This is a genomic window from Humibacter ginsengisoli (assembly GCF_054780095.1).
Genome location: NZ_BAAGWZ010000006.1, coordinates 418,151 through 438,361 on the forward strand (window position 1 = coordinate 418,151; position 20,211 = coordinate 438,361).

Consider the following 20,211-nt stretch of genomic DNA (forward strand, 5'->3'; position numbering starts at 1 on the left):
CGCGCCGACCGCGAGAGGCTCACGAACCGCAGCATTCCCCGTTTCACGGACCCGTCAGCGGCGTCCCCAATTGAGGAGGAAACACATGTCAGATGACAGTTCGAACACGACGGGAAGCGCTCGACCCGCTGGTCCTGCTCTGAGCCGGCGCATGCTGCTCTCCGCAGGCGCTGGATTGGCCGGTGCGGCCGCCATACTCGGCACCGCTGCACCCGCGATGGCCTCCACAGAACCGGATGCGCAGCAGGCTGCCGCCAACGGCCGACCGGGCGGCGCTCGTACCGCATTGCAGCGCGCCGACGCGACCTGGCAGGCGTTCGCCACCTACCTTCTGGCGCCGGACGGCACAGACCTGGCGATGCCGAACTACCCCAGGCAGCCCGGCGACAACCCTTATGCCTACGAATGGCCCCACTCCCAGGTGCACGTCGGCGCACTGGACCTCGCGGGCGCACAGCCGGGGCACGCCTCGTGGGCGCGACTGAACGCCATGTCGACAGGGCAGGAGCACTATTGGGAGCCGACGAGCACGACGGGTCTGCCCGGATACGCCTCGTACGTGCCCGCACCGCTCGGAGGAGGCGGCGATCTGTTCTACGACGACAACGAATGGGTCGGCCTCGAGAAAGTACAGCTCCATCTCATGACCGGGGACCGGGCCGCCCTGCAGCGAGCCGAGCAGATCTTCGCGCTCGTCCGGTCGGGCTGGGACACCGACGCTTCGCATCCGTCCCCTGGTGGCATCTTCTGGACTCAAGCGTCGTACGGCGATTCACGCAACACGTGCTCGAACGCACCGGCCGCGCTCATCGCAGCCCGGTTGTACGAGATCACACGGAACAGCGACTACCTCGCGTGGGCGCAGCGGATTTACGACTGGACGTACAACACCCTCTTCGACAGCACGGATTCGATGTACTCCGACAACATCTCCAACGCCGGCACCGTCACGACCATGAAGTGGACGTACAACCAAGGAATGCCGATCGCGGCGGGCGTAGCCCTGTACCGCCTCACCAACGATCCCTCCTATCTGCGCAAATCGGTGCAGGTCGCCGAGGCGTCGTACGACTACTACATCAGGCAGGGGCAGATCGCGAACCAGCCGCTCTATTTCAACTCGATCTACTTCAAGAGCCTGCTCTACCTCGAGTCCGTGACGGGCGAACGGAAGTACTACCAGGCCATGGCCGACTACGGCGACCACATCTGGACGGCCTACCGCGACGCCGCAACCGGACTGTTCGCGAAGGACACGCCAGGCGTGGCGCAGGCGATCGAGCAGGGCGCCGCCGTGCAGATCTACTCCGCGCTCGCCTGGGATCCGCGGCGATGGGAACTGCTCTACTGAAGTCCTGCCTAGGCGGCAGCTTCGCGAAGCTCGTCGAGCACGCGCACCGCGAGCTTCGCGAGGTCGGATTCGTCCTCGGCCTCGATCCAGCGTGCGAAGGCCTGGTGGAACGCGACGGTGCCGAGCTCGGCGGTGAGTTGCGCCGTGGGTCCGGGGAGGCCCCTTTCGCTCAGCGCTTCGGCGATGGCATCCGTGAGATGCAACCGCTTGACCTGCTCGCGCTCTTGCAGCGCCGTGTTCGACGCGATGACGGCGCCGCGCTGTCGCGCGTATGCGTGCTTGCCTGCGAATGAATCACCCGCTGCTGTCAGCGCGGCCGCGACGGCATCCAGGGGGCGCGCGTTCGCCGGTGCGTTCGCGATGGCAGCCGTGAAGATGCCGTTGTAGCTTTGCGGGTCGCCGAAAAGCACCTCGCGCTTGTCGACGAACTGGCGATAGAAGGTTCGCTCGGTGAGGCCGGCGCGGGCTGCGATGTCGGCGACGGTGGTCGCCTCGTACCCGCGCTCGACGAACAGCTCGAGCGCGGCGAGTGCGAGCCGATCGCGCGCGCCCGGCTGCCAACGTCCCATATCGATGATTCTAAGTGATGACAGTTTCTGCCGTCAGTGATATCGTGATGTCAGATTCTGACATGGAGGTTTCGGATGCGAGTATTCATCACGGGAGCAAGCGGCCACATCGGTTCCCTGGTCACCGCTGAGCTCATCGAGAACGGTCACGAAGTGCTCGGTCTGGCTCGATCGGATGCGAGTGCACAGCGCATCACTGAACTCGGCGGCGAGCCCGTGCTCGGTACCATCGACGACACCGATCGCCTCGCCGAGCTGGCCGCTACATCGGACGGCGTCGTGAACCTCGCGTTCAAGCACGACGCGGGTGATTTCGCGGCGGCAGCAGCCAGCGACCGTGCCTTGATAGAGGCGATCGGCAGAGCTCTCGAGGGCAGCGGCAAGCCGTTCCTCGCAGCGTCCGGCACAATGATGCTCGCCGGCTCGACCTCGCCGGGCGACGTGGGCACGGAGAGCACCCCGATCGAGGTGGCACGCGCTCAGAACCCGCGGGCGATCAGCGAGCAGCAGCTGCTCGGGCTCTCCGATCGCGGCATCCGCTCGGCTGCACTGCGCTTCGCGCCCACGGTGCACGGGCCCAGCGATCTGCACGGTTTCATCCCGGCCCTCATCCGATTCGCGCGCGAGAACGGTTACGCCGCCTACGTCGGCGACGGCGAGAACCGCTGGCCGGCGGTCCACAACATCGACGCCGCGCACCTCATCGTGCTCGGTCTCGAAAGGGCGCCCGGTGGCATGCCTCTCCATGCCGTGGCCGACGAAGGCATCCCATTCCGCAGAATCGCAGAGGCGATCGGCCGCGGTGCCGGGGTGCCCGTCAGAAGCATCTCCCCCGAGGAAGCGGCCGGAACAATGGGCCTCATCGGCACCGTTGCAGCGATCGACAACCCCACCTCGAGTACCGAGACGCGCGAGGTCCTTGGCTGGGCTCCGACCCACCCCGGCCTGCTCGAAGACCTTGCCGCGAGCTTCTACTTCAACCGCTGAGCACGAGTGCGGAGTCGGCGGAGCGACCCCCTATCCGTCGTTGGCGACGGGCATGGTGAGCGCGGTCACACCAGTCATCGTGAGCCGTATGTCGCCGTCGGCATCGATGATCGTCAGCAGCACCTCGTCGCATCGGCGGCAACGCGCCACGAATCGTCCGCCGCCCGCGTAGACGACGCACTGCGCGAGCACGGCCACATCGCCGCAGTGGGCACAACGGCCCCGAGCGGCGCTCGTGTCGCCGGTCATCACCATCGACAGCGGACCGGCAAGGACGTTGCCGTCGAGCTTCTGCATCATGCGCCTCCGAACCTTTCGGCGCGAACGTCGTCAACGTCGTGCCCGAGTCCCTTGAGCCAGTCCAGCACCTGTTCGACGAACGGCGTCGAACCGCAGACGTAGACCAGAGGGTTCATCTCCGGCGGTACGACCAGCTCGGCGAGAATCGCACGTGTGAGCCGGCCCGCAGGTCGTTCCGCCTCGGCCGGGGCGCGGCGTGAGAACACGTAGTCGACCCGAACTCTGCCGGTACCGGTGCCAGTCTGCTCGCGCGCCAGCTCGTCACGGAAGAAGACGTCGTCGGGAGTTCTTACGGCGTAGAGAAGGCGGAACGTGGATGCGTCCGACGCCGCCCGGTGTGCCCGGACCATCGAGGCCAACGGCACGATCCCCGAACCTCCTGCGATGAGCTGTACCGGTCGGCCGGACTGTTCGCCCGGTCTCCAGACGAACCAGCCGCCGAGAGGACCGCGTACCTCGAACTGGTCGCCCACCATGAGCTCGTCCACGAGAAACGGCGAAACCTCCCCGGATGGAACGCGGTCCACCGCGAGCTCGATCGAGGAAGCGTCGCCCGACGAGGCGAGCGAATACGACCGGCTGGCCTGATACCCGTTCTCAGCTGTCAGCCGAATGTCCACATGCTGGCCGGCGGCGTTGCCCGGCCAGCCGGGCACGTCGAGCACGATGCGCCTCGCAGTCGGTGTCTCCGGCTTCATCGACGACACCGTGGCCACGTACCAGGCGGCATGCAGGTTCACGAATAGCGCTCCTCGGTCCAAGGGTCGCCGTGCAGGTGGTAACCGCGTTCCTCCCAGAACCCGGGCTCGTCTCGCGCCATCATCTTGAGCCCGGTCACCCACTTGGCGCTCTTCCAGAAGTACAGATGCGGGACGACGAGTCGAGCGGGGCCTCCGTGCTCCGGCTCGAGAGGTGCACCGTCCGCCTCGAACGCGATCCATGCCCTCCCGTCGAGCAGTTCAGCGAGGGGAACGTTCGTGGTGTATCCGCCGTGGCTGTGCACCATCACGTAGTCGTAGGAGGTCTCCACCTGGGCGAATACGCGGTCGAGCGGTACACCGCGCCACGACATCCCGAGCCGCGACCAGTGCGTGACGCAGTGGATGTCGACGGTGAATTCCTCCATGCCGAGCGCCCGGAACGTGTCCCAGCTCCACCTCGCCGCCTCCCCGTTCTCGGTGATGACAGTGAACTCCCAAGCGGATGGGTCGACCTCCGGCGTGGCCCCGGCGGTCAGTACCGGCCAGTCCTCCACCCGCGTCTGCCCAGGTGGAAGCCGGCTGTCGCGCGCTCCCCTGCTACCGCCGAATCCCCTCGTGATCAGAGCCATCCGGTCTACCGCCTTTCCTCCGGCGGGCGCCGGCGCATTCAGTATCGCCGCGCCGCCGCCATGAGTAAACAGATTCAACCGACGAACACGGGACGGGCCCGCTGGACGGGTGGAATCTGCGGCATCGTGATTAGAGTCGGAAAGTGCTCGACGCCGTCCCGCCGCGCCGAGCGACCGAGGCCGGACAGGACGAGAGCGATGACGAAGAGCGTGAACTGGGATCCCGTGACGCAAGAGCATGTCCGCCGCGCGCTCGAGGAGTACGACCGCCTCGGCGCTCATGAGTTCTTCGCCGTGCACGGCTTCGCCCCCACGACGACCTACGACCTGGTGTACGAAGGCCGGGTCTACCCTCCGAAGGCCGTGTTGGGCACCGCTTACGAGTTCGCAACCGGCGAGCGCCTCGCCTCGGCGGACTTCGAGGGCGGCAGGTCGGGAGCGGTCAGGATGCTGCGCAACCTCGGCTTCGATGTCCGAACCCGATAGCAGGGCCGGCCGGCGTTGCGGCGTGCTCACTGGTTCCCGGTGACGCCGGGACCCGGAGGAGGCTCATGAAGAGGATGCTGCCGAGCACGCCTGCCCGTCTCGCCGCCTATACCGACGCCGTCTTCGCCGTGATCATCACGATCATGGCGCTGGAACTGCGCCCTCCGGTCTCGCCGACGTGGTCCGGCCTGCTCCAGCTGTGGCCCACCGTCGTGAGCTACATCGTCAGCTACGCCTTCATCGCCATCATCTGGATGAACCACCACTACCTGATGTCGTTCATCACCACCCCGTCGCTAAAACTCATCTGGCTCAACTTCGGCCATCTCTTCTGCGTGTCGTTTCTGCCGTTCGCGACGGCTTGGCTCGCACGCACCGAGCTCGCTCAGATTCCCGTCATCTTTTACGCCGTATTGTTCGTCGTCACCGACGGCATGTACAACCTGTTCGAGTCCGAGATCCTCAGGCACTCGGGAGAGTTCTCGCCGGCGGAGATCCGTTCGGCGCGGCGACGCTCGCTGTTCGCGTTCGCACTCTTCGTGGCCGCCGCCGGACTCGCCGTCGTCGACAATTGGCTCGGCTTCGGCTTCATCTGCCTCGCGCTGGCACTGCATCTGCGACCGGATGCACCACCCTTAGTCCGTCGGGGCAAGAGCAAGGATCCGCCTGCCGAGTGACGCCTATCTGCTTCACGGCAGCTGTGGACCGCGCGATTTCCCGCTCACAGGCATGTCCCCGGGTCGTCAACGTCGCCGATGAGATCGAAAAGCATGCGGCGCAACCGAGCGACATCGGCGTCGCTGAACGAGCCGAGTGCCTCCCGTTCGGCACGCTCGGCATCCATCGCTATGGCGCCGCGGCGAACTTCGCCTTCGGCGGTGAGCGTCAGTACGCGGGCACGGCGGTCGCGCGTATCGACGTTGCGCTCGACCAGGCCGGTTTGTTCCAGACGGTCGAGTTCGCTGGTCAGTGTCGTCTTGTCCATCCCGAGCGCTCGCCCGAGTTCGATCTGCGTCAAACCGGGTGACTTGTGCAGGGAGCTGAGGACGATGTGGTCACGCAGGGAAAGGCCATGGCGCTGTGCGGCTTCGCCGGTGGCGACGCGCATCCGCTGCGCAGCACGATGCAGCAACCAGGTCATCTCCGAATCGGGACCCGGCCCCAAGGCGGGACGAGTCGGGGCTCCGGGCTCGGCGCGGTCGTCGGGGCTGGTCCCACTCATGAGCACAGTCTCACACCGCCAACGAATCGGACGCGGCAAGGGTCGGGATCGACTCGTGGGCGCGCACATCGTGCGCCGGGACTATCCGCACGACGTCCCGGAGGGCGATGCTGCGGTCAAGGGCCGTCCGCACGTGCGCCGGCTCGACGTCCGCCACGCGGCGCAGCAGCCACGGCCGCTGCGCACGCCGTTGAATCCCATCGAGCTGCCAGGTGAGATCGCCGATGAACCCATACCGCTGACCGGTGGGCAAGGCGACGAACACGACTACCGACCCGGGCGTGTGCCCGCCGCTCAGGGCGACGACCACCGATCCGTCGCCGTAGACATCGTGGCTGGCCGGGAACCCGAGGTAGTCCGGACCCTCCAACGCGTACTCATGCATCTCGAGCTCGGCGCTGACGGCCCGGAACACCGCGCCGTGCGAGTCGCTCGCACCGTACTCGCGCTCCGCAGGCGTGATCCACACCGGAACCTGGAGCGAGTCGAGACCGCTGACATGATCCCAGTGCACATGGGTGACGATCACGCCGAGCAACCGCGACAGGTCATAGCCGGCGTCGTCGAGTTGTGCACGAGCTGTGCGGAAGCGCGTCAGCGGCGCGCGCTCCATCCGAGCGAGCATGCGGATGTGCTGTTCGACGTGTGCGCCGAAGCCTGCGTCGATCAGCAAGTCGCCCTTCGGATGGCGCACCAAGATCGCCGTTGCCGCGAACTCCCGTCGGTCGCGGAACGAACCACCCGTCACCGCGAAGGCAGCGCGGGTACGGTACGTGCCGGTTGGCAACTGATACAGCGCCATGTCGGCGGGCGGATCAGCCGGAGGCAGTTGCCCGGTCCACGGCACCGGAGCGGGAATGGACGTCATCCCGACATAGTATTATCTCAGATCATCCGATGCAAGAACATCTATAACGGCGTGACCCTGCGATTCAGCCCTTTACGGCGCCGGCAGCGATGTTGGCGATGAAGTGACGGGACCCGATGATGAAGATCGCAATGAGGGGCAGCACGCTGATCAGTGCTCCCGCCATCACCCAGCCGTAATTGGTCGAGTACAGCGAATTCAACGCGGCGAGTGCGGTTTGAAGGGTTTGCGTTCCAGGATTCACCAACACCACCAACGGCCACACGTAGTCGTTCCATGCACCGATGAAGGTGAAGATGCCAAGGAAGGCAATGCCGCCACGGACCATGGGCAGGCCGATGCTCCAATAGGTCCGGAAGAATCCTGCGCCATCCACTCGTGCCGATTCGACAAGCTCGTTCGGCAATGACGACTCGAAGAACTGCCGCAGCAGGAAGATGCCGAAGGCGTTGGCCGCACCGGGGATGATCAACGCCTGAAGTCCGCCCACCCAGCCGAGTTTGCTCATCAGTACGAAGCTCGGCACGAGGGACAGGCTGCCCGGGATGAGGAATGTGGTGAGGAGGATGCCGAAGAGCACCTTCTTGCCGGGGAACTCGAACTTCGCGAACGTGAAGGCGGCCAAGGAGTCGAAGAACATCACAAGGAGGGCGCAGGAGCCCGAGACGATGAAGGAGTTCAGCATGGCCTGGAAGAGGTCGACGCTGCCGAGCACCCCTTTGATGTTCGACCAGAGCTGGTTGCTCGGCAGTAGGTCCGGCGGGTAACCGAAGATCTGCGCCGTGCTCTGGGTCGACATCGCGAACAGCCAATAGAACGGGAACAGCGAGAGAAGGACGCCAACCCAGATGCAGGCGTGCGTGACGACGCGCCAGACAAGCCGCTTCTTACGCGCCGCCCGGCCCTCGAACTCGCCGGGCCTGCGCACGACATCGACGTCTAGTGACGATGCAGCAGCGGTCACCGGACCACCTCCTTCTTCGCGTTGGAGCGCTTTCCGAAACGGGCGAACATGCCGGGCGTCACCACTCCGAACTCGTTCTCCTTGCGGCCGCTGACCAGCCGCCAGTTCACGATGGCGAAAACGAGTACGAGCACGAACAGCGCCCAGGCGATGGCCGAGCCGTAACCGAAATCGAAATGCGTGAACGCTTGGTTGTACTGGTAGAGCACGATCGTCATTCCAGCGTTGTTGGTCCCCCCGCTGTTTCCGAGCAGTACCTGCGGCTCCGTGAAGAGCGAAAGGCCGCCGATCGTAGAGGTGATGACCGTGAAGAGGATGACCGGACGCAAGAGCGGTACCGTGATGCGCGAGAAGATGCGCCAGGTACTCGCACCGTCGACGCGGGCCGAGTCGTAGAGCTCGGTGGATATGGCCTGCAGCCCCGCCAGATAGATGATCGCGTTGTAGCCGGTGTAGCGCCAGATCACCATGATCGCGATGGTGACCTTGATGCCCCACGGGTTCGACAGCCACTGCACCCCGGCGCTCGTCCCGCCGATCCACTGGAGAAACGAGTTCGCGAGACCGAACTGGTCGGAGAACACCGAACCGAACACGATCGCCATCGCGACCATGGACGTGACATTCGGAACGAAGAATGCCACCCGATAAAAGGATTTCATCCGCATGTTCTGATGCAGCAGGAAAGCGATCACGAGCGCCAGAAACAGCATCGGTACGGTCGAAAGGAACCAGATGATAAACGTGTTGCCAACGGACTGCCAGAAAATGGGGTCCGAAACGAGGTAGAGGTACTGTCGCAGCCCGACGAACTTCATCGCGCCCATGCCATCCCAGTCGGTGAACGAGATCACGATGGAGAAGACGATCGGGAAGGCTCCGAACACCAGAAACAGGATGTAGAACGGAGCGATCGCCACGTATTGCGGCCAGAACCGGCGCCCCAGCGCCTTCCTCGGCGCCGCGGTGGGAGTGTTGCGTGGCTTCGCGCGAAGCGGGACGCCCGTGGTCTGTGCGGTCATAGGTTCACCCCGTGCTTCTGAAGGACTCGATTCGTCTGGGTCACCGCGTCGTCCCACGCGCGGTCAGGATCCTTTCCCCCTGCCTCGACGTTGGTGATCTCCGTGGTGAAGAAGTTCGCGATTTGCTCGTACGGCGAGACGAAGGCTGTCGGCACGGTGGCCGCCTGCTTCTTGAAGAAGTCGAGCGAGTTCTGCGAGCCGAAGAACCCGCGGCTGGCGTCTTTCATGATGCCGCTGGTCAGCGCGTCGGGCGTCGAAGGGAAAAGCTGCACCTCGTTGTATGTCTGCGCCTGGTGGGCGGCGGTCTGGGACCAGGCGATGAACTTGTATGCCGCCTCCGGGTCTTTGCACGTGGTCGGTATGGCAAGGAACGACCCGCCACTGTTCCCGGCCCTGACCGGCTGGGATGCCAAACGCCACTTGCCCTTCGTTGCCGGCGCCGTGCTGAGCAGGATCTGTGCCCACCAGACAGCCTCGATGTGGCCCGCCGTCTTGCCGCTGATCCATGCCGCATTCTGATCCGTGGCCAGTTGTTGATTGCCGAGAATGCCCGCCTTGATGGCCGTGACTGTGATGTTCCACGCGTCTCGCACTGCGGAGGTCGAATTCATGTACAGCGGCTTGCCCGTGCGGCTGAAGTAACGCTCCGGAGACGCATTGATGATCTGGCTGAAAAGTTGAAACGAATCCATCAGCATGTGACTGCCCGCGTTCGCCTTGAGCTTGCGCCCGAACTCGATCCAGTCGTCCCAGGTGCGGATTGACGCTGACACCGCTTCTGGCTCGGAAGGCAGACCCGCTTTGGCGAAGATGTCGTAGCGGTAGTAGAAACCGGTCGGCCCGCTGTCGATCGGAAAGAAGCACATGCGCCCATTGGGCGTGATGCCGTAATCCCACTTCCGGGGAAAGTAGCGATGCTTCAGGTCCTGCGCGCCGAACTGGTTCAAGTCGACGAACATCGACTGGTCGGGAAAGTACAGCGAGACGTTCGAGTTGATTGCGGTGATATCAGGGACGTACGCGCGACCGGCGAGGCTCGTCCGCAGCTTCGTGTCCCAGTTCGTGTTCGGTGGCTGCTGCGAGACGAGGAACTTGCTCGTGCCGGGGATGCCGTGTGCCGCCTGCTTGAGTACGCCCGGGCCCATTGACCGGTTCCAATACCACAGCACAAGCTCTTTGGGATCGGTCGAGACCGACGTCTGAGATGCGCATCCTGTCAATCCGCTGGCGACAGCGAGAAGGCTCGCTCCCATTGTGCCGGCCAACAACGATCTCCGTGAAAGTGCGGTCATGCGCCCCTCGCTTCTCGACTCTGAGTTCCTAGGGAAGGGCCGGAGGAAACCGAGCCCAGAATGACCCCGCATGCTCTTGATTCCCGTGGGATCAAGAGCATGCGTCGTCATCCACCGATGGTTTCGTGAACGTTCACGACGCGGTCATGCTCTCACCCCCCATACGGGGCTGTCAAGCATTCGTTCCGGCTCGCATTCCTCAGCGCAGGGACGCATGCACTCGACGTTCTGCTCGGGAGCCAACGCGACCGGTGATGGCCTCCAAGGCGCCAACCGAATCGCACGCCAGCGGCCGAGGGCTGCCGGATGGCGTTCAGCGCACCCGTACAATCGGCTGCCATGGAGATGAAACGTCGCGCGACGATCGTCGACATCGCATCCGCTGTCGGGGTATCACGGCAAACGGTGAGTCGGGCCATGAACGACCTGCCAGGAATCAGGCCGCAGACGAAAGAGCTCGTGCTAGAGGCCGCGCGAACGCTCGGCTATCGCCCCTCTCGCTTCGGGCGCGGGTTGGTCAAGCGCGGGCAGCAGACCGTTGGGCTGATGGTGGACAACCTCACGAATCCCTACTACCCCGAGCTCGCTGCAGCCGTCGTTGCTAGCGCAGCGCGCCTGGACTGGTCTGTGGTGCTCTTGGACACCAGCCGGATAGAAGATCAGCGCACGCTCCTCTCCGCCCTCGCACCCCAGATTGACGCGCTCCTCGGGTATGTGAATCTCGGCCGCCGCGAACTCGAATCAATCCTCCCCGGCGTGCCCGTGATCGGCATCGACGCTGCCTTCCGCCCTGAAGGTTCCCAATGGGGAGGCGTCGAGTTCGATCTTGCACCGGGCATACGCGAAGCAGTGACCCATCTTCTCTCACACGGCGTGACCCGGCCTCTCATGCTGGACAGTTCCGTCGCAGGCACTGCCATGAGCGATCGGGCCCGGCTCATCGCCGACGAATGGTCGAGCCGAGGCATCGAGGTGACACTTGTGCAGGCCGGCCGGGATGACGTCGGCTCAGCCGCGGAAGCCACCGCCTCACATCTCGATCTGGTGCGGCGATCCGACGCCATCATGGCGTTCAACGATTACTCCGCGTTCGGTGCATTGAAGACCATGCATCGATATGGAATCCGAGTACCGGAAGACATACGGATCGTCGGCATCGATGGGCTTACGGCAGGCACGTATACGTTCCCAGAGCTCACCACGCTCGGCGTGGACATGGGTGACGCCGCCGAGGTCGCAATGTCTATCGTCCGCTCGCTGCTCGACCCCGACCAGTCCCCCGCAAGTCGCTGGTTGAAGGTGAGTCACCGGCTCATCCTTCGCGAGTCCGCGTAAGTGCTGGGTTAGCCGGGCCCCGGAGAACGTTGACCACCCGCACGATCACGATCGTGAAGAGCAGCCCGTAGAACGCTAGCGGCGCCAGTTTCGGACGGCAGAACCTGGTCAGCCCATATGGCTGGGGTACCTGGACTCGAACCAAGAACAACTGAAAGCTTCGGGCCCTACGTACTGGCCCCAGCCGGGAACCGTATTTCCCAGTCAATCAGCCATTTTGTTTGGGCAAGTCTACCTGTTGCTACGGGTTGATACGCCTTGATTCGGACCCCGGAGCAGGAAAAGACCCCCAAAAAGTACCCCTGTCTTGGGCCGCCCAAAGGAGACAGACTGGCCCTCACTGTGCCTAGGATCGTCCACTGTTCGACCCGGTCACAGATCGGACGCACTTCTGCCCATGTGGGCAGATTCGACGAGCTCGACGGCAACCTCGAGCATCGTTCTTGCCTGCGCCTCGGAATCCATGACTGCATCCTTCTTCCAGCTCGCAGCCGGATCGTCGGTCCGCCATGCCAGGTTCGTCGAATGTGCTCGGCGGAGCACATCGGTCGCGATGGGCAAGCGCGGCGGAACCGCGTGAGACAAGTAGTCCGCGATTGCCGTGGCATGGAGTGCCGCTTCGTAAAGGGTGAGCTCAGGAATAGTCGCCAACTCGGGGTTTGCCTCTGTCGGGCCGTGCGATCCTGGATGTCGCCGTCGGAGGACTTGACCGGGCGTCGCATCCGAAACGGCGTCGGCCTCATCGGACAAACAGCCGCGCGTATGCGGTGTTCGTGACCGTTATCCCAGCTCGCTCGCGCGTCTGAGCGCCTTGAGCAGCTCGCTGTCATCCTTCGGCTCGCGCCACTTGGCCGCGACCGCTCGGAGCTCGGCTTCCTCCTCCGGACGAAGCGCTGCGTCGAACGGAGTGATCACAAGATAGGCGTCGGTAGCCCCTCCCCGAGTTCTGAGCTGCTGAACGGCCCGGGCCACCAGGTGGTGGGCGTTCTTCGAGTTGCGCGAGAACTTGATCTCGATGGCGACTCGGCGACCGTCAACCTCGGCAATCGCGTCGGCACGTACGTCCGACGGGGTGCGAAAGACCTTGATTGTTGCATCGTTCCAAGTCAGCGACATCAATGCCTTTTCGACATTGTTGGCATAGACGAGCGCCTCCGCGAGGGCTGACGCGGCAGGCGTCCCACGACTGGATTCAACGTACGATGTGAGCGCAGCGAAGGCCGGGCCATCGGGCTCGGTCGGGGCGATGTCGTCTGTCGGCGTCTCGGTCGGAGTGGCGGCGATGCCCTTGATAACGACGTCGATGACCCCGGCACATGCGGCCGACTGAATGCTGGACGTTGCGGACTCGGCGAGTCGCTCAAGGGTGCTAATCGTGACACTTGTCGGCAATGGCTGGCCGTCGTGCCGAGCCGGAATAGCGCGATCTGATGCCCACTCGAACATCGCCCACCAGGAGTTCGTCTCGGCCGCCTTCTTCTGCTGGTCCAGCGAGGCCCGTGACACCGCCACTTGTCGAGAAATCCCAGTGAATGCGATGACCGCGGCCACCAGTGCTGCGATCGCCGCCGCACCTGGGCTCTGCGCGAACTCGCGGAGCCATTGACCCCAGTCCGCCAGGTTAGCGGTGATCAGAGTGATCGCGAGATAGGCACCGAGGGCGGCCGAGACGATGCAGGCGGGAATCAACCAGTACGGAGAAATAGCTTGCGATGGATGACTGGGCCTGGACACGAGACCCATCTTGTTCCATTGGCAGCGGATCCGGGTGTCTGCGGCGCTCGAAAACTGGACAGTAGCGGCGCTCGAAAATGAACACTCAACGATTGGAGAGTGATCACTTTGGAGGACTGGGCGTTGATCCGGAGGCTTGCCCCGGAGGGTGAGCCGAAAGCGAAGATCGCGGCGAGCTTGGGGATCTCGCGGACCACGGTCGTCAAGGCGGTGAACTCGGAGTCGCCGCCGCAGTAGGGACTGTACGTTCAACGGTGTATGTGGACCTGGCCCGACAGAGAGGATCCGCGATGATCGATGTCATCGAGACGATTGGCCCCGTGACGGGCGAGATCATCGATCGGCAGCAGATCGCGGAGCGGTTGCTCGCGGAAGCGAAGAACAAGGGCATCAGCTTGGTCGGGCTCGACTGGCTGTTGGCCGGGCTGACGAGACGGCTGCTGGAGACCGCTCTGGGGGCGGAAATGTCGAGCACCTCGGTTACGACAAGCGCCAGTCGGGCGTAAGCCCTGCACCATCTCGCCCGCCATATCTCCGCAGCACGCAAGGGTGCAATCTCCGTCACCGGAAGCGTTTGAGAGTCGGGTACGCCGCCTTGAACCGCTTTTCCGCAGTCTCGAAGAGCGCGATCAGCCCATGAGCGTTCTGGTCTCTGGTGAGGAAGAAGGCGTCGATCACCTCATCCTTGGTGAACAAGTGGAACGGCGCAGACACTTCGGCCAGCCCCTGGGCCATGAGCCCACGTAGAGCATCATCGGCGAGGCACTCAGTTGTCGCCCACTTCACGATTTCTGTGACGTTCGCCGGGGCGATGCGCGCCGTGGATTCCGGGTAGGGGAAGAAGCTGTCGGCGTATATCCCCAGGTACTCCATGCGGAAACCGTTGCTTGTGCCGCTGAGGTCCCAGTAGTTCACCTCGGCCATCAGGGTGATTGCGTCGCGCCACCGGCCCTCCTCGGCTGCGAACACACTCATCGAGCGGCGCGCATTGCGGTACAAGCCCCAGTCGCCAGCAGCACCGTGCTTCACTGATTGCTCGTTGAGATGCCGCCAGACCAGGTCGCGCCACGGGACAGACGGATTGGCCTGAACCATCTTCGTGAGCTCGAAAATATCGAGGTACTCCATCGTGGGGTGCCGGTGAATATACGGGATGAACGGGGAAGCGTCGAGCGCCGCGTGCCCCGACCCGGTCAGCGCGTAGTAACGCTGAGGAAACGCCTTCTCGAGATCGGCGAAGGGCACGTCGGCGAGGGCACGGGCGACCAAGGTCGCCTTCGCGCCTGTCGTCGAAAGGCCGCGAGCGGCGAGGACCCGCTTCAAGGAGGCCGCAGTCTGCTGGGTGACAGTATCGGCCCGTGTGCTCTCGGTGAGGAATCCGCGTGAGATGAGAGACTTCAATACCTGCGAGACACTCTTGACCCCGTAGTTGTACTCCCAGAACCCCTGGAACCTCTGCCCGGTCATTGTGAACTTGGGAGCGTAGTCAAGCGCGAGGATCTCGTGCGGGTAGAGGCCGAACGTGTCCGGCTGGCTGTGCGCGATGCGCTCCTCGATCGGCACGACCTCCTCGTCGAGCCCAGTAACTTCGATCCGGTAATCCAGGACGCTCTCCACCGGTGCCCGAGGGGCCGGCACACTCTCCGGTTCGTGCTTCGAGTCCTTCTTCCAGCGGTCAAACAAGCCCACGGCTCCTCCTCAAGAACAGCTACGTCGGATACATCCTCTTGTCACCCCAGGCAGGTCGTCACCCCAGGCAGGCCGCGCCCAGCGGCAGTCTCGATCCCGTCGGCCGCAAGCTGCCGCACGAGCGACGCGATCGATACGTGGACTCTGCCCGGCTGCCCTGCCGCCCTGTCGATCTCTTGAAGTTGGCTCCCGGTGGACCGCTCGGCAACGACGTAGTCGCAGTAGGCGTCCGCACATGCCAGGTACATCATGTCCGTGAGGTCGTTGGGCCGCCATCGGCGATTCGGATTCAAATGACGTCTGATCATGAGCTCACTGAAGCGGTTGACCATCGGAAGAGTCCCGAGAACCTCTGGAATGGCCCGGGTCGCAATGGAGGCCAGCACCTCACGGGGTAGCTCCAGTACGGATAGCGCCTGGTTGATCGACTCGCTGTTGTCTAGCCACGCGGCCGCCCACGCCAGTGCGCGGCGCTCTCGTCTTGGTTTCAGCGCCAACTCCTGCGCGAAGCTCTGGTTGAGCTTGACCCAATCGTCGGGAACTGCGCTCGGGATGGGGTCCGCGTCGATTAGCGTCGCCAAAGTCACGGATGCTCCGGTGAGCATCTGGAGCAGGAGTCCGGAGTCTGGGCTCAATGCGTAGCTTCGCGGCTCCATCTGCAACGCCGAGTAGGGTTCGAGGGACACCACTGGCAATGCACTAATCGCAGGGGGTGCAATTTTGAATCGCCGCGAGAACAGCCCGGCGAACTCGACTAGCCGAACCTCCAGCGGATGTCGCATCTGCCATCCGGCAGCGAGCCGGGCTACAGCAACGCCTACTTCGTATCTCCGGTCATTTCCGAGTCGGGTTGTCTCTACCAAGGTCGCCGATGAGAGTGGAAGGACAACTCCCCCGTCCTCGGCGAGCGCAATGAGACGGCGAGCAGCCTCCAACTCGCCCGGCCGTATAACCCGCTCTGGCGAGAACTGCGCCTGGGCGAGCGTGCTCCAATGGTTCTGATCCAGGTAGACACTAGGACGACCGTTGAAGGGCGCGGGATTGTCCGGCCTGTATCCCTCAAAGATGACGAGATCATCGCGGTCGGTGCAGCTGATCACCCACCACTTCTCCCAATCGAAACACGACCACTTGAGTCCTTCGTTGAGGATCGGATCGTCATCGGGGATCGGCATCGAGCGCTCTTGCCCGTCCTGCGTGAGCACACGGACTCTACGGTTTCCGTAGTCGCTTATCCAGTACCGATAGGTCTCCGCGGAGAGGGTGAGTCGTTCTCCTGGCGCAATCTCAGCTATTCTTCCTTTCCCTCCCGCCGCGCCGAGAATGTAGCGATGCGGGCGATGATGATGCGACCACATGGTGTCACGGAGCAATTCTGAGCGGGTCTGCGTGACGCCGCCGCCTGTTTAGTTCTATGGGTTCTCGGGGTCGTCGAAGGCCAGATTTTCGGGGATCAGCTCGGCGTATTCCTCGCGAATGAAAGCCAATCCCTCGGCGAGCGACGGATCGAACTCAAGCGAGCCGGTCACGAAGTCCAGCCGGCGCTTGTTCTCGTCGATGATGTCCCGCCACCGGCGCACGTACGCCCGAACGGTGGGCCGCCCTGGTTTGCTGTCCGGCTCAAGGACGAGGCCAAGCTCGCGGTTGTCGCCCTTGAACGAGTTCTCGATTAACTCGTCGTAGTCCGTCACTGCCAGGATAAAGTCCCAGGTGGCGCGTTCGCTGGCGAACGCCGGTGTCTTGACAACGACGTTGACGTAGTCCTCAATCTGGTCGCGTTCCTTACGGCCGGCGACGATACCCGGTGCTTTCAGTTCGACAACGAGATGCCGTACCCGATCGTGTTCTTGGAACTTCGCGGCCACGTGAAGATCGACGCGGCCGCTCTTGCCATCCCACCGCTTGACGGGCTCAACCTTGTCGCCCCGGAGCCCCTCGAGCTTGAGGTGCGTTCGCAACATTTGCGTTAGGCCGCGCTCGCTGTTCATGAAGTGGTACTCCTCGCCGAAGATCCACAGCTCGTGCTCGAGGATCTTGTGGAGGTGGTCCCGCTCGCCGACCTTCTTCGAATCGTCCGGATCGAAGAGGAGGTGCTCGAGGCCCGCGAGGAACTTGCTGCGGCTTGTGACGAGGTTCGCGCTGCGAATGACACCGGCCAGCGACGTCTCGCTGAGCAGCTTGGTAAGCGCCTTGCGGTCCTGCTCGCTGAGTGCCACGAATTCACTGACGAGTACGGCCAGGTTCTCCGGATCGGTCTTCAGCGCATCACGAAGCAGATTGAGGGTGAGTTGCGCGCCATCCTTCCGCTTCGGAATCTGTGGAACCAGGGCGCTAGAGACGATGTCGAACACCGCCCGTTCCGCCCTGTCGGCCTCCGTGGTGGGCTCTTCCTCGTAGGGGTAGATACCCTTCGACTTCCACTCGTCGATCTGGTCGCGACGACGGGCTCGACGACGAGACGCGAAGTGCTCCTTCACCGTTGCCCGAGTGGCACGCCAGACGGCACCGGCAGGATCGGGAGCCATATCGCCGAGCCCGAGGTCAGCGAGAGAGTCCGTATCGAATCCGGGCCATGTGACGTAGGCGGAGAAAGTGGCTTGACTCTCCAGCTCCGAGCCGGACGCCTCGACGACGAAGCGCTCCGCGTCCTCACCAAAGTAGACGGCGCGGTGTTTGCCAGTGCGCCACTCAATAATGCGAATCGACGCCACCGTTTCGGGAACAGTATCGAGGGCAACCTCGACTGTCGTGTCGTCGAGGATCTCGTTAGCCGGGTTGAGCTTAGTGCCATCGAAGATGACGGTCAGCGTCTCGTCATTGAGCAGCACCGGCGCGAAGTGCGAAGTGAGGGTCGATGATGCGGTGTCGCTGATCAGCGAGTTGAGGCTGCGATCCTGCTCGTTGAGGGCCGTCACCACAGTGCCGGTCTTCGTCTCAGTGGACGGGGTTGCCTCCCAGCTGAACGGCTCCGCGCGTTCCTTCGCACCTTCGATGAGCACGCGCTCATGCTTGCCTGCGGTGTTCACACTCTCGCTAACCCACGTCACGCGCGAACCCAGCGCGAAGGCACGCAGACGCCCCTCGCCGAGCTTGCCGTGCAGCCGACGCTTGTCGTTCTTCGACCGCGTCGCTAGCGCTTTCCACGAGCCACCAATGCGACCGAACGTGGCCGGAACCTCGTCAGAGGAGATGCCATGGCCGTCGTCCTCGACGCTCACGCTCTCGATGGCGTCCAGCTGCGTACGGGCGAGTCTCACGCGGACGGTGTCGGCTTCTGCATCGATCGCGTTCCACACCAGTTCCACGACACCTCGCACCGGGTCGCGCTCGCGTGCGAGGCGCGTGACAAGATCGCCGCCGGCAGAAAGTGGAAGGTCCCTCACCATACTCACTGTAGGGCCCGCGCTCATGCCGAGCCCTCCTTCAGTCGGGAAACGGGGGCTCGTCGCCCCAAATACCAGATACTCCGCGATTCCCTGCGCCGCTCGCGCCTCGGTTCGCCGAGACCGTCGGACCTGCAATCCATCCGGTGTGTGTCGAGCGGTACACGACGCGGTGGCCGACGATGGTGCCCGCGTAGCATCCCGACGGATCGAAAACGTGGTCGCCCTTGATCCTGCCGACGTAGGTTCCCGAGCGCGCAAACAGTTTGTCGCCGCTGCGTCGAAGCGGGCGGCCATTCTTGGTGTCAAGGTCTGCCACGGCACCAGTGTGGCCGTGACCTCCGACATCGAGACGAGGGTGCTGCATGGCGAAGCTGACGGATGAGCAGAGGGCGGAGCATGCCGCCAAGCGTCGGATGGCGGACGCGTTGAAGAGGAGGAGCGCGCAACGAGGCCAGACGTCGCGAATGGGAGGAGAAGGGGATGTATCTGACGCGTGCCCAAGCTGCGGTCGCTGAACTTCGTCTGGGACGAGGGCTACCGCTTATCCCATCCGTCGCTCGGAACGCTTGGGGACTGCGGAATGGTTTAGCAGGGCGGTGATTGTCCAACCAAAATCGTCGTCCGTGTCCGTGGACATCACAGGCACGATAACTTCCTCGAGCTATTACGACAACGAATCCCCGTCGATCTGGCGCACGGGAACGAACGCGGCGAGAGGCTTCGGATCTCGAGTGCGGTCGTAGTCTCTGAGCAGTGCGATGTACGAGCGTTTGTCTATGGCCCAGTCGTAGGCGACGGCGAGTGTCTCGGAGTCTTGCGCGGCGAAGAAGACGAGGTCCGCAAGCAATCGGGTTGTGCGCCCGTTTCCGTCGACGAAGCCATGGATGCGGACGGTCTCGGCGTGAGCCGCGATACCCAGCTCCCGTGGCGTCCAATCCGTCGTGTGTTCCCACCGGTAGTGGATGTTTTCCAGAGATGCCCGCATCTCGGACGCGATCTGCGCGGGGTCGACGCCGATGTTCAGATCCCGTGTCCGGTAGCGTCCGGCCCACGTCCAGAGATCACCGTATGCAGATCACGGAGAAACCCATCCGTGAGCAGTTCACCAAGCGACAGATCGCCTGCCGCCACCTCGACGAGTCGCGCGAGACTGACCTCATCGTTGATCGCCTGTTCAGCCTCATACAATTCGATCTTCGTCGCTTGATCGCCGAAGATCGACCGAGCCCGCTCAGTCAGCGCATCGGATTCCTCCGGCTCCAGCGGTGTTTCGCCGTATCCGGGGTCAACGCTCATCAGGCGTGCTGATTGCGAGCGGCGAGAAACCGTTCGACCCGCTCAGAGCGGACCGTGCCAGCAGGCACCGAACGATTCTCCAGCGCGGCAGAGGCGCGCGTCGAGCGCATCGCGGCACGACGCAGCGCCTCGACCGTAATCTCTTTACGTTTCATGTGCTCGCCTCCAACCCGCTCTCGGGCGGGTTACGTGTTACCTGACCAGGGTCAGCACTACCTGGGCTGTCGGATCCCAGCAAACGCCGGCGCACCGTCACCGAACGCAAAGGACGGAGTCCACCGCATCTCCGCGGTGCGCTGGAGCAATAAGGCCCTTGCGCACTACAACTCGGCAAGATACCTGGTCGGTCGTGATCGCGGCGGAGAGCTCGGATCGAGACC

Annotated in this window: 23 protein-coding genes; 7 read left to right on the forward strand and 16 right to left on the reverse strand. The window is 63.7% G+C overall.

The genetic code is table 11. The annotated features are described in order from the left end of the window. Nucleotides 1–85: 85 nt before the first annotated feature. Nucleotides 86–1,351, forward strand: a complete 1,266-nt coding sequence (locus ACYVI5_RS10210) for a glycoside hydrolase family 76 protein (protein WP_460580077.1) — start codon at nt 86–88, stop codon at nt 1,349–1,351. A gap of 8 nt (nt 1,352–1,359) precedes the next feature. Here the strand turns inward: ACYVI5_RS10210 and ACYVI5_RS10215 are convergent, their stop codons facing one another. After that, nucleotides 1,360–1,920, reverse strand: a complete 561-nt coding sequence (locus ACYVI5_RS10215) for a TetR/AcrR family transcriptional regulator (protein ID WP_460580078.1) — start codon at nt 1,918–1,920, stop codon at nt 1,360–1,362. 75 nt (nt 1,921–1,995) lie between these two features. On the opposite strand from ACYVI5_RS10215, the gene ACYVI5_RS10220 reads away from it, so the two are divergent. Continuing rightward, nucleotides 1,996–2,907: an SDR family oxidoreductase gene (locus tag ACYVI5_RS10220; RefSeq protein ID WP_460580079.1), complete on the forward strand. Its 912-nt coding sequence runs from the start codon at nt 1,996–1,998 to the stop codon at nt 2,905–2,907. A gap of 30 nt (nt 2,908–2,937) precedes the next feature. On the opposite strand, the gene ACYVI5_RS10225 is transcribed toward ACYVI5_RS10220, so the two are convergent. The 3 genes from ACYVI5_RS10225 to ACYVI5_RS10235 are packed head-to-tail and all read right to left on the reverse strand — an operon-like array spanning nt 2,938 to nt 4,537. After that, the gene (locus ACYVI5_RS10225; protein ID WP_460580080.1) at nt 2,938–3,207 is read right to left on the reverse strand and encodes a DUF6510 family protein; all 270 of its coding nucleotides are present in this window, start codon (nt 3,205–3,207) and stop codon (nt 2,938–2,940) included. Next, a complete protein-coding gene (locus ACYVI5_RS10230; protein WP_460580081.1) occupies nt 3,204–3,947 on the reverse strand; it encodes a ferredoxin reductase in 744 nt (247 codons plus the stop codon). The genes ACYVI5_RS10225 and ACYVI5_RS10230 overlap by 4 nt, the downstream gene beginning before the upstream one ends. Beyond that, complete coding sequence (locus ACYVI5_RS10235; RefSeq protein WP_460580082.1) at nt 3,944–4,537, reverse strand: molybdopterin-binding protein; 594 nt, start codon at nt 4,535–4,537, stop codon at nt 3,944–3,946. Before ACYVI5_RS10235 ends, ACYVI5_RS10230 begins: the two co-directional genes overlap by 4 nt. Before the next feature lie 198 nt (nt 4,538–4,735). On the opposite strand from ACYVI5_RS10235, the gene ACYVI5_RS10240 reads away from it, so the two are divergent. Both ACYVI5_RS10240 and ACYVI5_RS10245 read left to right on the forward strand, forming a co-directional pair. After that, nucleotides 4,736–5,023: a hypothetical protein gene (locus ACYVI5_RS10240; protein WP_460580083.1), complete on the forward strand. Its 288-nt coding sequence runs from the start codon at nt 4,736–4,738 to the stop codon at nt 5,021–5,023. A gap of 65 nt (nt 5,024–5,088) precedes the next feature. Next, nucleotides 5,089–5,700: a TMEM175 family protein gene (locus ACYVI5_RS10245; RefSeq protein ID WP_460580084.1), complete on the forward strand. Its 612-nt coding sequence runs from the start codon at nt 5,089–5,091 to the stop codon at nt 5,698–5,700. 44 nt (nt 5,701–5,744) lie between these two features. Here ACYVI5_RS10245 and ACYVI5_RS10250 read toward each other — a convergent pair whose 3' ends face one another. The 5 genes from ACYVI5_RS10250 to ACYVI5_RS10270 form a co-directional block, all read right to left on the reverse strand. After that, a complete protein-coding gene (locus tag ACYVI5_RS10250) occupies nt 5,745–6,131 on the reverse strand; it encodes a MarR family winged helix-turn-helix transcriptional regulator (RefSeq protein WP_460580085.1) in 387 nt (128 codons plus the stop codon). A 124-nt stretch (nt 6,132–6,255) separates the two neighbouring features. Continuing rightward, the gene (locus ACYVI5_RS10255) at nt 6,256–7,113 is read right to left on the reverse strand and encodes an MBL fold metallo-hydrolase (protein ID WP_460580086.1); all 858 of its coding nucleotides are present in this window, start codon (nt 7,111–7,113) and stop codon (nt 6,256–6,258) included. Between the two features lie 64 nt (nt 7,114–7,177). Further along, on the reverse strand, nt 7,178–8,077 hold the full coding sequence (locus ACYVI5_RS10260; protein WP_460530338.1) for a carbohydrate ABC transporter permease: 900 nt from the start codon (nt 8,075–8,077) through the stop codon (nt 7,178–7,180). Further along, entirely contained in the window at nt 8,074–9,099 is a 1,026-nt protein-coding gene (locus ACYVI5_RS10265) for a carbohydrate ABC transporter permease (protein WP_460580087.1), read from the reverse strand. The genes ACYVI5_RS10260 and ACYVI5_RS10265 overlap by 4 nt, the downstream gene beginning before the upstream one ends. After that, nucleotides 9,096–10,244, reverse strand: a complete 1,149-nt coding sequence (locus tag ACYVI5_RS10270) for an ABC transporter substrate-binding protein (protein ID WP_460580088.1) — start codon at nt 10,242–10,244, stop codon at nt 9,096–9,098. The genes ACYVI5_RS10265 and ACYVI5_RS10270 overlap by 4 nt, the downstream gene beginning before the upstream one ends. A gap of 486 nt (nt 10,245–10,730) precedes the next feature. Here ACYVI5_RS10270 and ACYVI5_RS10275 point away from each other — a divergent pair, with 486 nt between their 5' ends. Further along, a complete protein-coding gene (locus ACYVI5_RS10275; RefSeq protein ID WP_460530347.1) occupies nt 10,731–11,726 on the forward strand; it encodes a LacI family DNA-binding transcriptional regulator in 996 nt (331 codons plus the stop codon). Between the two features lie 780 nt (nt 11,727–12,506). Here ACYVI5_RS10275 and ACYVI5_RS10280 read toward each other — a convergent pair. Further along, entirely contained in the window at nt 12,507–13,469 is a 963-nt protein-coding gene (locus ACYVI5_RS10280) for a PD-(D/E)XK nuclease family protein (protein WP_460580089.1), read from the reverse strand. Between the two features lie 90 nt (nt 13,470–13,559). On the opposite strand from ACYVI5_RS10280, the gene ACYVI5_RS10285 reads away from it, so the two are divergent. Further along, complete coding sequence (locus ACYVI5_RS10285) at nt 13,560–13,697, forward strand: helix-turn-helix domain-containing protein (protein ID WP_460580090.1); 138 nt, start codon at nt 13,560–13,562, stop codon at nt 13,695–13,697. A 53-nt stretch (nt 13,698–13,750) separates the two neighbouring features. Beyond that, nucleotides 13,751–13,966: a hypothetical protein gene (locus tag ACYVI5_RS10290; RefSeq protein WP_460580091.1), complete on the forward strand. Its 216-nt coding sequence runs from the start codon at nt 13,751–13,753 to the stop codon at nt 13,964–13,966. Nucleotides 13,967–14,021: 55 nt separating this feature from the next. On the opposite strand, the gene ACYVI5_RS10295 is transcribed toward ACYVI5_RS10290, so the two are convergent. The 6 genes from ACYVI5_RS10295 to ACYVI5_RS10320 form a co-directional block, all read right to left on the reverse strand. Beyond that, complete coding sequence (locus ACYVI5_RS10295; protein ID WP_460580092.1) at nt 14,022–15,149, reverse strand: SAP domain-containing protein; 1,128 nt, start codon at nt 15,147–15,149, stop codon at nt 14,022–14,024. A gap of 41 nt (nt 15,150–15,190) precedes the next feature. Then, entirely contained in the window at nt 15,191–16,354 is a 1,164-nt protein-coding gene (locus ACYVI5_RS10300; protein ID WP_460580093.1) for a hypothetical protein, read from the reverse strand. Nucleotides 16,355–16,561: 207 nt separating this feature from the next. Next, nucleotides 16,562–18,532: an ATP-binding protein gene (locus tag ACYVI5_RS10305; RefSeq protein ID WP_460580094.1), complete on the reverse strand. Its 1,971-nt coding sequence runs from the start codon at nt 18,530–18,532 to the stop codon at nt 16,562–16,564. A gap of 667 nt (nt 18,533–19,199) precedes the next feature. Continuing rightward, nucleotides 19,200–19,520 (reverse strand): Fic family protein, encoded by a 321-nt coding sequence (locus ACYVI5_RS10310; protein WP_460580095.1) that lies wholly within the window; start codon nt 19,518–19,520, stop codon nt 19,200–19,202. A 35-nt stretch (nt 19,521–19,555) separates the two neighbouring features. Continuing rightward, nucleotides 19,556–19,831 carry a hypothetical protein gene (locus ACYVI5_RS10315; RefSeq protein WP_460580096.1) on the reverse strand — a complete coding sequence of 92 codons (276 nt, stop codon included), beginning with the start codon at nt 19,829–19,831 and terminating at the stop codon, nt 19,556–19,558. Then, nucleotides 19,831–19,986: a hypothetical protein gene (locus ACYVI5_RS10320; RefSeq protein WP_460580097.1), complete on the reverse strand. Its 156-nt coding sequence runs from the start codon at nt 19,984–19,986 to the stop codon at nt 19,831–19,833. Before ACYVI5_RS10320 ends, ACYVI5_RS10315 begins: the two co-directional genes overlap by 1 nt. Between the last annotated feature and the right edge of the window lie 225 nt (nt 19,987–20,211).